This is a genomic window from Mesorhizobium sp. WSM4819, assembly GCF_055811215.1.
The window spans coordinates 1-13,078 of record NZ_JBVVQO010000050.1 but is presented as its reverse complement, the minus strand read 5'-3'; the positions used below and the strand labels follow the sequence as shown (position 1 = coordinate 13,078).

The following is a 13,078-nucleotide window of genomic DNA, read 5'->3' as shown; positions in this document are numbered from 1 at the left end:
TCCTTGCCGACGTACTAATGCGGAGCGCATATTCCAGTGGAGGCGCTCATGCGACCGTACGGCGAAGCAGACCCGGATTCGAGGCAAAGCCGGCTCACCGAACTGCGGCTGCGGACAGCTTTGAAGATGTTTGAAGAAACCGCTGAGCGCTGATGCGGGCCGTTCTTGAACAACTCGAGGTGCGTCGCGCGCAGGCCCGCCTGGGCGGCGGGCAAAAGCGTATCGATGCCCAGCACGCCAAAGGCAAGCTGACCGCCCGAGAGCGCCTCGTGGTGCTCCTCGATGAAAGCTCCTTCGAAGAATACGACATGTATGTCACGCATCGTGCGACGGATTTCGGCATGGCTGAACAGAAGGTGGCTGGCGATGGCGTCGTCACAGGCTCGGGTACGATCAGCGGCAGGCTCGTTTATGTCTTCTCTCAGGACTTCACGGTGCTTGGCGGATCGCTGTCCGAGACACACGCTCAAAAAATCTGCAAGGTAATGGACATGGCGGTGCGGAACGGGGCCCCGATCATTGGCCTTAACGATTCCGGCGGCGCTCGCATCCAAGAGGGTGTCGCTTCGCTTGCCGGGTATGCCGATGTCTTCAAGCGCAATGTCGATGCTTCTGGCGTAATTCCGCAGATTTCGGTGATCATGGGGCCCTGCGCCGGCGGCGCGGTCTATTCCCCGGCCATGACCGATTTCATCTTCATGGTTCGAGATTCGTCCTACATGTTTGTGACCGGTCCCGATGTGGTCAAGACGGTCACAAACGAGCTCGTGACCGCGGAGGAACTTGGAGGCGCCGCAACGCATACGCAAAAGTCCTCCGTTGCGGACGGGGCTTTCGAAAACGATATCGAGGCTTTGGAAGAGGTTCGGCGGCTGTTTGATTTCCTGCCCCTGAACAATCGCGAAAAGCCGCCTGTGCGACCCTTTTACGACGATCCCGAGCGGCTCGAGTTACGCCTAGACACGCTCGTGCCGGAGAGTGCCAACAGACCCTATGACATGAAGGAGTTGATCGCGGCAATCGCCGACGAAGCCGATTTTTTCGAGCTTCAGGCCGCCTTCGCCCGCAACATCTTCACCGGATTTGTGCGCATCGAAGGCAGGACGATAGGCGTGGTGGCCAACCAGCCGATGGTGCTCGCCGGATGTCTAGACATTGATTCCTCCCGCAAAGCAGCGCGTTTTGTTCGCTTTTGCAACGCCTTCGACATCCCGATCCTAACGATCGTCGACGTGCCGGGATTCCTGCCGGGCACCGCGCAGGAATATGGCGGCGTTATCAAGCACGGTGCCAAGCTGCTGTTTGCCTATTCCCAGGCGACCGTGCCGATGGTCACATTGATTACACGTAAGGCTTATGGCGGCGCCTACGACGTGATGGCGTCAAAACATATTGGCGCGGACATCAACTACGCCTGGCCGACCGCCGAGATCGCGGTGATGGGCGCAAAAGGCGCTGCCGAGATCCTCTACCGGTCTGAGCTCGGCGATCCAGAGAGGCTGGCGGCTCGCACCAAGGAATACGAACAGCGCTTCGCCAATCCATTTATTGCTGCGGAGCGCGGATTCATCGACGAAGTGATCATGCCGCATTCCTCACGCAAGCGGATCGCGCGCGCCTTTGCCGCGCTACGCGGTAAGAGCGTCGAGACACGTTGGAAGAAGCACGACACGATCCCGCTTTGAGTGCGCAAAAATGTTCAAAAAAATCCTGATAGCCAATCGTGGCGAGATCGCATGCCGGGTGATCAAAACCGCGCATCGGCTTGGCATAGCCACCGTCGCCGTGTATTCTGACGCTGATCGCGACGCCTTGCACGTCCGCCAGGCCGATGAAGCGGTTCATATCGGTCCGGCGGCCTCAGCCCACTCCTATCTTCGCATTGCAAACATCCTGGATGCCGTCACCGCCACTGGCGCTGATGCGGTTCATCCCGGCTACGGTTTCCTGTCTGAGAATTCGAACTTCGCCGATGCGCTCAAAGCTAAGGGAGTGGCCTTCATTGGCCCCCCGCCCGTCGCTATTGAGGCGATGGGCGACAAGATCACCTCGAAGAAGATTGCTGCATCTGCCGGTGTCTCAATCGTGCCGGGCCATATGGGCCTGATCGAAGATGCCGAGAAGGCGGTGCACATCGCCGCAGAGATCGGCTTTCCTGTCATGATCAAGGCATCCGCCGGCGGTGGCGGCAAGGGCATGCGCATTGCCTGGAATGAGGTCGAGGCGCGCGAAGGATTTCACTCTTCCCGTAACGAGGCGAAGAACGCCTTTGGCGATGACCGTATCTTCATCGAGAAATTCGTGACCGAGCCACGTCACATCGAAATCCAGGTGCTTGGCGATCAGTACGGCAACATCGTCTACCTCGGCGAGCGGGAATGCTCGATCCAGCGCCGCAACCAGAAGATCATCGAAGAGGCCCCCTCCCCGTTCATCGACGAAGCAACTCGACATGCGATGGGGAAGCAGGCCATCGCACTTGCCGAGGCAGTCGGCTACCATTCGGCAGGCACAGTTGAATTCATCGTCGATCGCGACCGCAACTTCTACTTCCTCGAGATGAACACCCGACTTCAGGTCGAGCATCCGGTGACCGAACTGGTGACTGGCATCGACCTCGTCGAGGAAATGATCCGCATCGCCGCCGGCGAGGAGCTGCGCTTTGGCCAAGAAGATGTGAGGCTGAACGGCTGGGCCGTCGAAAGCCGGCTGTACGCCGAAGACCCGTACCGCAACTTCCTACCCTCGATCGGTCGTTTGACACGTTACCGTCCGCCTACTGAGGGTGCACGTGCGGACGGCTCACTCATCCGCAACGATACCGGCGTGGTCGAGGGCTCGGAAATCTCAATGCACTATGATCCAATGATCGCCAAGCTCTGCACCTGGGCGCCCGATCGGATGGGCGCAATCACCGCCATGGGCGCGGCGTTGGATGATTTCGAAGTGGAAGGCATCGGCAATAACTTGCCTTTCCTCTCGGCTGTCATGGACCATCTCCGATTTCGCGAGGGGCGGCTGAGCACAGCCTTTATCGCAGAGGAGTTTCCGGACGGCTTCTTAGGTGTATCTCCAATCGATGCCGATGAGCGCAAGCTCGCGGCGATCGCCGCAGACATCAACTGGAAACTTCAGCGCCGTAACGTCTTGATCTCGGGGGCGATGCACAATCATCGTCGCAAAGTCTCCAACGATTGGGTTGTCACGCTTGGCAACCATGCCTTTCAGGTCGGCGTGTGCGATCAGGAAGACGGAACCACGGTGTCATTTGATGACGGCTCGGTCCTGAGCATTGCAAGCGACTGGCTGCCGGGACGGCACATCGCGCACTTTCAAATTGGCACCGAAACCACGTCGATCAAAACGTCGCGGTCAGGAACCGGCTACCGGCTGCGCTGGCGCGGAATGGATGTTGTCGCCCATGTGCGCAGCCCAGCTATTGCCGAACTGGCGCGATTGATGCCGACCAAGCAGCCGCCTGACACTTCAAAGCTGCTGCTTTGCCCGATGCCCGGTGTCATCACCGCGATTGCGGTTTCCGAAGGAGAGCCGGTCGAGGCTGGCCAGGTGCTTGCCACGGTCGAGGCCATGAAGATGGAGAACGTCCTGCGCGCCGAACGCCGGGCCGTCGTCAAACGGATCGCCGCCAAGGCGGGCGCAAGCCTCGCCGTTGACGAACCCATTCTGGAGTTCGAATGATGGCTGATCCAAAACTCACGGAGTGGCGCACTCTTGCCGAACGGGAACTGAAGGCCTCAGCCGATATACTCGTCTGGCGCACACCCGAAGGCATCGAGGTCAAGCCGCTCTACACGACCGATGATCTCGAGCAGGTCAACCATCTCGGTTCGCTCCCGGGTCTGAAACCCTTCGTCCGCGGGCCGCGCGCGACCATGTATACCGGGCGGCCGTGGACCATCCGCCAATATGCCGGCTTCTCGACCGCTGAGGAGTCAAACGCCTTCTACCGCAAGGCGCTCGCCGCCGGCCAGCAGGGGGTGTCGGTTGCATTCGATCTCGCCACGCATCGAGGCTATGACAGCAATCATCCGCGCGTCGAGGGCGATGTCGGCAAGGCGGGCGTTGCGATCGATTCCGTCGAGGATATGAAAGTCCTGTTCGATGCCATACCGCTCAAGGACGTTTCCGTCTCGATGACCATGAACGGTGCGGTCATCCCGATCCTTGCTTGCTTCATCGTCGCCGGTGAGGAACAAGGCTGTTCGCGAGCCGAACTATCCGGGACCATCCAGAACGACATCCTGAAGGAGTTCATGGTCCGCAACACCTATATCTACCCGCCCGAGCCCTCGATGAGAATCGTCGCCGACATCATTGAGTACACCGCAAAGGAGATGCCGAAGTTCAACTCGATCTCCATCTCTGGCTATCACATGCAGGAAGCGGGCGCGACACTGGTTCAGGAACTCGCCTTCACGCTGGCCGACGGGCGCGAATATGTTCGTGCGGCTTTGAAGAAGGGCCTCGATGTTGACGATTTTGCCGGACGGCTCTCGTTCTTTTTCGCCATCGGAATGAATTTCTTCATGGAGGCCGCCAAGCTGCGCGCGGCCCGGCTGCTGTGGTCGCGCATCATGGAGGAGTTCCAGCCGAAGAAGGCGTCTTCGCTGATGCTGCGCACGCACTGCCAGACGTCTGGCGTGTCGCTGCAGGAGCAGGACCCCTACAACAACATCGTGCGCACCGCATATGAGGCGCTCGCCGCGGTCCTCGGTGGCACGCAGTCACTGCACACCAATTCCTTCGATGAGGCGATCGCACTGCCGACTGAGTTTTCGGCGCGCATCGCGCGAAACACGCAGCTTATCCTTCAGCACGAGACCGGCGTGACCAAGGTCGCCGATCCGCTGGCAGGTTCCTACTACGTGGAAAGCCTGACCGCCGAACTTGCCGAGAAGGCGTGGGCGCTTATCGGGGAGATCGAGGCCGCAGGCGGCATGACCAAAGCCGTCGTTGCGGGCCTGCCAAAACGACTGATCGAGACGGCGGCGACCCGCCGCCAGGCAGCGATCGATCTCGGCGAGGAGGTGATCGTCGGCGTCAATTCGTACCGGCTGGAAAACGAGGCCCCGATCGAGGCTCTTGAGATAGACAATGCAGCGGTGCGAGAGGCACAGATCCGTCGTCTCGAACAAACAAAGCGTCAACGCGATCCCAAGCGCGTCGACGCGGCCCTTGCCGCGCTTGGCGAGACCGCGGCCAGCGGCAAGGGCAATATGCTCGAAGCAGCAGTCGAAGCGGTGCGCGCTCGCGCCTCGGTCGGGGAGATTTCCGACATCCTGCGCCGGGCTTTCGGCGATCATGTGGCCGTTCCTGAGGTGATCGCGGACGTCTACGGGTCGGCCTTTCGGGATGAACCGGAATACAAGATGCTAGCTTCGCGCATCAAGGACGTTTCCGTCGCGCTCGGCGGCCGGCCGAAGCTGATGGTGGCCAAGCTCGGCCAAGATGGCCATGATCGCGGCGCCAAAGTGATTGCATCGGCCTTCGGCGATCTCGGTTTCGACGTGGTCGCGGGGCCGCTCTTCCAAACGCCGGAGGAGGCTGCAGCAATGGCAGTGGCTTACGACGTTCACGTCATCGGCGCGTCATCGCTCGCGGCCGGACACAAGACCCTGTTGCCGCAACTCGTCGAGGCGCTGATAGCAAAAGGCGCTGAAAACATCATCGTCGTGTGCGGTGGTGTGGTGCCGCGCCAGGATTATCAGTTCCTGATGGGCCATGGGGTCGCCGCGGTGTTTGGCCCTGGAACCCATGTCTTGGATGCCGCGCGTGCGGTCGTCGATCTCCTTGAAGGTAGGCGCCGCAATCAATGAAGACGCTCGTCGTAAAGGACTTGGTAATCAGGCGAGCGCTCTATGCGCGGATATTGCACCCACATGGTAGGGGGAATCAGTGATTCCGCAAATAAAAAACGCGCGAGCCGCGTTCGTCCCTGTATGCGAGCGCGCCGTGTTCGACTATTTGCGATTGCGCCGCGGATTCGATCTATTCGGCCTATCTGTGAAGACTGTCCAATTTCAGTATGACCAGAATCTCAACTCGTGCACGGCTCAGGCCGCCATCGTTCAAGCCTTTCCGGCGCGCGCCGATCCTGCGCGACCAGCATGCCTGCACCCGCAGTGGCTCCAAAGCGAAGCGTTTTCCCGCATCACCCTCGAACATTTGCTACGAACCGGCCGAGCCATCGCACGATGCTTGGTGCCTCGAATGCCTGTGCGCCATTCAGACCACTGCGAGCTCAAACTCACGCTCGACCGTATCGGAGGAACCTGATGTCGCATGAGCTCCCCCTTGGGTCTGAGCGGGCGGAAGAATTCGTTCTGAAGACCGACCAAGCGCCCGAGTTCTGGCAGTTCCTGAACGGGTTACGCGGCGACGACTTACTCATCGAGCTGATCGTCAACGAGCTCGACGCGCGCTCGTCGCGAACCGAAATTCGGTTTGAATTCGACCAACTGGTCTGTCTCGGAAACGGCGATCCGATCGACGCGCCTGGATGGGAGCGGTTGAGCTACATCAAGGGCGCAGGTCACGAAGTCGCGGCCAAACTTGGCATGTTCGGGGTGAAGAACCACGGGCTCAAGGCGTGCTTCACACTCGGCAATACGATTACGCTGCGGTCCGCAGGCCAGCAGATCCTGCAAACACTATTCAAGGACGGAGACGATAAACCTCCTGCCGTCGCTTCTCGGTGCCGCACGGCGAGGCCATCGAATTCGCGGCCGTGACCGACCCGCAGATCGAGCAGGTTTTCAATGAGGCCGTAGCTAGGTTGCCCAAACGACTCCTGGGCGTCATGCGGCCAGGGATGCTCGAGCGATACGAGGTTGTCCTCTCGCACCACAAATTGGGCTCACATACTTTCGTGTTCACGGCGGGCCGTCTGCGCCGGGAATCAGGGCTCGTCACCTACTTTCGGGAGTGCATTGAGATTCTCGCCGATGGGGAGCGGCTGCTCGAACGCGAGCATGCCTGCCTCACGCTATCGACCGAACGGTCAGCCGGCAAAGCTCGGTTTTTCCAGGCGACGGAATACCGATCGGCAGGCAAGCGGCTATTTCCCCGCAGCGGTCTGGTGATCGAAGTGGCATGGGACGTGGACGCCGCCGGCAAGCTCAGACTGAACACGGGACGATTGCGTTATCCCGTTGCGTATCCGGGAGATAAAACCTCCTCAGCGAGCGGAACTGCCGTGCACTACTCAGGGGCGTTTGTCTCTGACACCGAACGGCACGAACTCGCGGCGCAATCGGGCGCGTGGAATAATGCGATTATTGCGGCATGCGATGTGCTCTTCGCCGACGTCCTCGTCAAGCTCCTCATCCCTCGCTTCCGTACGAAAGCACTCGACCTGCTAGGCAACCTCTCCGGTGAACGGCTGTTGACATATGCCAACCGCCTGTTGGACGATCGGGCTTTCCCCGCAATCGACGCGCAAGGCAAGTCTGTCCGCCAAAACCGTGGATCTCTGCTTGCCGTTCCGGCTTACGAAGGCAGGGAGCGCAAATGGTCCGCAGCGCTCGCTAAAGTCGTGCCTGCCTCATTGCCTGTCCTTGACCCGAAGACCCCTGCAGCGCTGATGCAATTGCTAGCAACTCGAAGTTGTAGAGGATGGGATGACAACCATCTGAGATACGACGGGCAAGATGTGCTGGATCGCCTGGAGGCCTCTGACGCCCAGCATTTTCCGTGGCGCAGCGAGGCGGAATGGCTTCGATCGCTAGGCGATCCGGCCATCGCGCGAGCGCATTTCGACGCGCTGCACCCGTTCTTGAACGGCTACGCCGCCGCCGCTCGCCCCAGCGGCTCCACCGCGCGTCTGCCGGACAGCGAGGGCACGACTCATCCCCTGTCGAGGCTGAAGCGTGGCGCGTCCATCCCCTGCGAGCTCCAGCTAGATGTGCCTCCAACAATCCATCCCGAATTGCGCGGACATCCTGTCTTCAAGCTCGAAGGATGGCACCTAGAAGGGTATGCGTTGCGCAACCTACTGCGAGATGGGGATCTCGCTAACAAATCGAACGCGGTTCGAAAGCGCTTCTTCGCTTGGCTTGCAGCCAATCCGGACGAATTGGCCCGCGACGACTGGCCCGCCGTCAAGAATTTGCCGATCTGGCCGGCGGTTCACGGCACCGTCCACACCTTCGACGAGCTATGCTCGCCGGAAGTTAAAGTCGCGACATTGCTCGGTGATAATATTGCCATCCCGGCGCGCGAGCTGCGCGTGCTGTGCAAAAAGCTCGAGGGTAGCCGCGCCCGGCTGACCCTGCGGGAGGATCCGAACACGGCCGAGGTAATGGCCCTCTATTCGGATCGGCTCGCGGCGTTTCCAACCGATCGTCCGCTAGATGCAAACGAGCGTTCCGCGTTTCATGCGTTCGAATCCGCGCTCGCGACGCTAGCCAGTTCGAAGCGGGCAGCAGGGGTGCTGCGCTCGCTACGAGCGACCGCGGTCGGACTCAGCCTCGCGGGTGAAATGAAGCCGGCCAACATGCTCGTCCGTGCAGCGGCGAGACCGCCCGGCTGATGCTCCAGCCAAAGGATTTGCTTGATCGCCCGATCCTCGATCTGGATTCCGTCATGCCGCCGGCGCGAAGCCCGGTCGAGCTTCTCGATTGGCGTTGCTCCAAAGGTGAGCGGATAGCGTTCGAACCTTTCCAGCATGTTTTCTCCAGCAAGAGGTGATCAGGCTGAACCAGCTCCGGCCTCAGTCATGAGCGTGTTTGGTTCAAGCCAGCGGCATCTGAGACCGTGCAGAAGAGCCTCAACATCATCATCAGCGTCTCGTTCGATCGAGACGAAGCAACCCGCAGGCCCGCTTGCTGCGACGTCGCTTGCCTAGGCACTCGAACGGTTCCCTCCCGCCATTGGACGGCTAAGAATTCGCCTCTGCCCACTCAAGCGCACCAATCCTTGAACGGTCAGCTCTATCTCCAGGTTGATCCGAAGTGGCGTGAATCTAAGTTCGAACTTCTCAATTCGCCACAACGGAGCGGCGTAACTACCGCCCATCCGAATAGCTGAGGCACATCGTTCATTGGTCACCTTATGAATATCTGTTGGCTGCTATCCAACTTCCCTGCTCTACCGAAATGCTCCGCCCTTTCACCTGCTCGACAAGCACAGCTGGACCGCCAGGTCAGAAAGAGCACGCTGCCGAAATAAACCACCTGAAGCAGCAGCGAGCAGGCCAGCGTCGCGACGACTGCTAGAGGGATCGAATGCGAAGCTAAGTAAACAATTATAGCGTTGCCGCAAAGGACTAGCCCTAAGAGCCGGCAAAAGATCATGAAGGGCAACTCCGTTCTCCTGGCTTTGTCTCGTCAAAACATGCTGCTCATGCTCCGATCTGGTCGGCCGCGACATGGGTTTGGCAGCTCTTTGGGCAGACGCGGCCGCAAGCTCCGCAACCAATGCATCGGCCGGCATGGTCGGCGACCATGATCATGCGATTGAGCTCGCCTTCGAAATCGTCGTCATCACCGTCGCAGATGCCGAGGATTTCACCCGCGTCATCGACGCCGTAAAGATGCATGACTTCGCGCGAGCAGACCTTGAAACAGCGACCGCAGCCGATACAGATCTTGCCATCTATAGCGGTCAGATATTCCGGCACCCATATGGAGCCGTCGCGGCTGATGAATGTGCTCGTCATCCTAATTTCTTCATTGTAGCGAGCTCTCTCTTGGCACCATCCAACTCGGCATAAACGGCGTGCGTTTTCTCGGCGACCTCTTCTATCTCAGTCCATTTGACCGGGAGATCCTCGGCAAGGTCGCGCAAGTTCGTTTTAGCAATTGCCGCCTGCAGCTGAAGCTTCCGGACTTTCTTCACCATCTCATCCAGGTTCGACATGATCCTCCCTCGAAAATTGGTTTCCTCACACCCGCGCCGTCGGCTATAGCTGCAGTCGCATCGTCGACCATGTACCGGTATCCGCGAGTTTCCCGATAGTCTCAGAGCCGAAACGGTGGACGTCTCGACAAACGATCAACTGCCAACCGTAAAAAGCACGCGCCCCGAAACCCCGAACGGTTTCATCTATGTGCTGGCGATGTCATCACGCCGCGCTCCTCGATCGCAACCACTACTGCGGTGTAAAACATGTTGGGCCTCCACAGCGCGTCCGGATCAGATCGCCAATGATCAAATTTCCGGCCAAGTTCTTTCGTAATGATGAAGTCGGCCAGCAGCTGGGGTCCCATTTGCCTTCGCAGGACCCGTAGTACTCGTGAGCACGAACCAGCCGCACAAGGCATTCAGCGAACGGGGTGGCCAGGGCCACCAGGTCCTCGTTGACGGCAGGGCCAAGCGCTGCGTGAGAGATTTCGTTTTCCTCAATTTCAGTGCCCGTCATCGAAAGACGATTTCTGCGTTCGGGTACGGCGACTTCGCGTCCGCTTGCGCAGCCGACGTCCGGCTTGGCCGGGCCGTTTCCACGTAAATGCGGTCCTTTTGGCCGAACTTGCACAAGTCTTGGACCGTAACGTCTTCCACGGCGGGCCAAATTCGCGTCGAGTACCGCGCCCGCGGCGATCCGGTTCAAGGTCAAGGCCCGAGCCTTGACCTGCTGCGAACGATCCACCCTGTGCTGCATGGACACACTTACAGCGGGCACGCTGCAGAACTGGCGAATTGACCAGGGTTCGATTCCACATGTGATCCCTTTGCCATCTTTGCTCATCATGCGATTGCGCTTTGATTTTCAGGAGCCTTGTTTTGCGGAACCACGCAAAGCTGCGCGTAGCAGGCGTTCTCACCCGTGTAGTTGGCCAGGGCTTGGAGCAATGGGGTAAGGTAGTACTGTTTGATGTGGTCCGGCATCGTCTCCGGATCACCCAGAGATTTCAGTGCCACCTCGATCAACTCGATCGCGCGATCCTTGTTGCCGCTCTCATAATAGTATTGAGCGACCGGGACATACCAACGGAATTTAAGGGGTTCGTCGCCTTGCGGAGGATTTAGTGTCAGGATCTGTTCCGAGAGCTTGTCGCCCATTGCAATGCGCTCAGCACGGGGGAGATGGGAGTTGTCCATTGCGGGATCGAAGAGTTGGTTCAGGGCCATGACCATCCAAGACACGGCCTCGAACTTTTTGTCGATCGCGTCCTCGACTAACTGTCGCACGGCTGGCAAGCCGGTCTGCACGTCGCGCAGCTTGTGAAGGAGTAGATCCACATGAGTTTCCCGGAACCCGATATAATCCGGCATCAAGGCGAGGCCTTCTTCGATGGCCGAGAGTGCTGCCGTCCAATCCTCGGTCTGCATCGCCGGTTGAAGTTTGGCATATATCGGTTTGGTCACCGATAGTTCGCGCGCTGTGCGTTGGTTGCTAGCGATCCGGCCGGTATCGGCCGCTTTGGCTTCATCGCTGCTGCGCCAGCTTCCGTTGAGAACATTCGGTAAAATGTCATCGAGTTCCGACGGGTGTCCGATGAAAGCGATGTGGCCGTCGCGATCGACGACGAACGAGGTGGGAATCCCGAGCGAAGAACTGGCTTCCATCCATAGTCTATTCATTTCGCCTGTGTAATCGAACGCGATCCGATAATTCAGATTCGGGAACCTCTCGGTCAGCCACGCATCCAACTTGGTCCGCGCCTCCTCCGCAGTTGGAGCCTGTTCGCTAGCTGCGACTCCGACGACCTCAAACCCGCGGTCGTTATATTTCTCTTTCAGTTCCACCAAATGCGGCATGGCAGCCACACAGGGTCCACACCAAGTCGCCCAGAATTCAACAAGGTACACCTTGCCGGGCTGAAAATTGGCAATGGGCTCGCCACGCAGCCAGTCGTCCACTTTGATCGGAGGAGCCGGCGACTCCATACGCAACACCATGTTGTTCTCCAAAGCTATTCCACACTTTCCTGGCGTTTATGCGCGTGCTGGTTATTCTCTCAGTAGAGCAACACACCGGTTAGGGAGACCATCGCTCGACTTGCGCATTCGCATGCGGTCAGCCCTCACCCACTATTGCCGCATCTCAACCAGCAAAGGCCGTGCCAGCGCGCCTAGCCCGCATTAAGTGCATGGTTACGCTAGGGAAGACGTACGGGCACCAACACGGCGTCGTCTTGAACCTGACATATTTTCTGCCGCTGTCGGGTTTTGGACACGCATCGCTCATGCGTCGCTTAGGACAGCGAAGAGCTTGGCCGTCTTGCCTGCAGTGAGATCGGCACCGGCTCATCGAGCAACAGCACCTCGGCGCCCTCGAAGATTCGCGGACGACCGGGTTCCCGCGTGCAGCAAATGCCTCCCATCGGGTGCGAGCCGGATACTGCGTATGCTGTTTCGCTAGACGCAGAACCAGCATTCGCGATCCGATTTTTCGCCACAGACCTAGGAAGCATTGCAGGTCCACCACCGCGGGCGGGCGGCTTAGCATCTGCTCCGCTCGTGGGCGAAGCGGATGCCGCCGTCGCCGCGAGCCCGATGATGATGATGATGATGATGCGGCCCAGGCCTGCTCTCCCTTGCTGTTTCCGTCGAGGAGGTCGTGGATCTCACCCGGCCCCATGCGGAACGCAAGTCGCGCAGAACGCGGGGCACGACGTAAATCTTTTCGATTCGGAGGCCTGGATCAGCATGTGTCTGGCTTATCGCTTCTGCCCATCCGCACCGCATCACTGCCTACCACGGGCGGCATTCGACTCGGAAACGGCCATGCCCCGCGATGACAACCCGACACCGGGATCGACAGCTACCCGCAATGGAAGGGCCAATCACAGCCTGGTCGTTGCACAATCTCATGCCCATCACGTCCCCTGACCCAGGAGACGCCTGGCGCGTTATCCATCGGGCCAACCGCCCTGGGGCCGATCCAGGCAATTGAGGATCGAGCATTGGTCGGGCGTAGGCTGGCTTGCGAGTTCGGCCTTTGGTTGGGAGGACCGGCTTAGGACGCGCCTGCGAAACTGGACGTGGCGAGGCCACACTGGAGTATGCCTTCCCTGAAATGGTGCTGCGCTAGGTCATGTCCCACCGCGTGGTGTAGGTCGGCGATAGCGAAGCCGCTCGCGAGCGCGCCCTCAACAGCGCTGTAGCGAGCGAG

The 13,078-nt window shown here is 59.5% G+C and carries 10 protein-coding genes; 5 read left to right on the top strand and 5 right to left on the bottom strand.

The features are described 5' to 3' along the window. Positions 1–152: 152 nt before the first annotated feature. The 5 genes from AC0L18_RS29550 (at position 153) to AC0L18_RS29530 (ending at position 8,551) form a co-directional block, all read left to right on the top strand. Positions 153–1,685 (top strand): acyl-CoA carboxylase subunit beta, encoded by a 1,533-nt coding sequence (locus tag AC0L18_RS29550; RefSeq protein WP_473495320.1) that lies wholly within the window; start codon positions 153–155, stop codon positions 1,683–1,685. Positions 1,686–1,695: 10 nt separating this feature from the next. Next, positions 1,696–3,699 (top strand): acetyl-CoA carboxylase biotin carboxylase subunit, encoded by a 2,004-nt coding sequence (locus tag AC0L18_RS29545; RefSeq protein WP_473495319.1) that lies wholly within the window; start codon positions 1,696–1,698, stop codon positions 3,697–3,699. Continuing rightward, on the top strand, positions 3,696–5,837 hold the full coding sequence (scpA, locus tag AC0L18_RS29540) for a methylmalonyl-CoA mutase (RefSeq protein WP_473495318.1): 2,142 nt from the start codon (positions 3,696–3,698) through the stop codon (positions 5,835–5,837). Before AC0L18_RS29545 ends, scpA begins: the two co-directional genes overlap by 4 nt. A 459-nt stretch (positions 5,838–6,296) precedes the next feature. Further along, complete coding sequence (locus tag AC0L18_RS29535; RefSeq protein ID WP_473495317.1) at positions 6,297–6,752, top strand: hypothetical protein; 456 nt, start codon at positions 6,297–6,299, stop codon at positions 6,750–6,752. After that, complete coding sequence (locus AC0L18_RS29530) at positions 6,749–8,551, top strand: hypothetical protein (protein ID WP_473495316.1); 1,803 nt, start codon at positions 6,749–6,751, stop codon at positions 8,549–8,551. Before AC0L18_RS29535 ends, AC0L18_RS29530 begins: the two co-directional genes overlap by 4 nt. A gap of 514 nt (positions 8,552–9,065) precedes the next feature. On the opposite strand, the gene AC0L18_RS29525 is transcribed toward AC0L18_RS29530, so the two are convergent. The 5 genes from AC0L18_RS29525 to AC0L18_RS29505 form a co-directional block, all read right to left on the bottom strand. After that, positions 9,066–9,314 carry an exopolysaccharide production repressor protein gene (locus tag AC0L18_RS29525; protein WP_473495338.1) on the bottom strand — a complete coding sequence of 83 codons (249 nt, stop codon included), beginning with the start codon at positions 9,312–9,314 and terminating at the stop codon, positions 9,066–9,068. A 47-nt stretch (positions 9,315–9,361) separates the two neighbouring features. Then, positions 9,362–9,679 (bottom strand): ferredoxin III, nif-specific, encoded by a 318-nt coding sequence (fdxB, locus tag AC0L18_RS29520; RefSeq protein ID WP_473495315.1) that lies wholly within the window; start codon positions 9,677–9,679, stop codon positions 9,362–9,364. Further along, complete coding sequence (locus AC0L18_RS29515; RefSeq protein ID WP_473495314.1) at positions 9,676–9,879, bottom strand: CCE_0567 family metalloprotein; 204 nt, start codon at positions 9,877–9,879, stop codon at positions 9,676–9,678. The genes fdxB and AC0L18_RS29515 overlap by 4 nt, the downstream gene beginning before the upstream one ends. A 182-nt stretch (positions 9,880–10,061) precedes the next feature. After that, entirely contained in the window at positions 10,062–10,229 is a 168-nt protein-coding gene (locus tag AC0L18_RS29510; RefSeq protein WP_473495313.1) for a DUF269 domain-containing protein, read from the bottom strand. A gap of 478 nt (positions 10,230–10,707) precedes the next feature. Further along, on the bottom strand, positions 10,708–11,862 hold the full coding sequence (locus AC0L18_RS29505; protein WP_473495312.1) for a TlpA disulfide reductase family protein: 1,155 nt from the start codon (positions 11,860–11,862) through the stop codon (positions 10,708–10,710). Between the last annotated feature and the right edge of the window lie 1,216 nt (positions 11,863–13,078).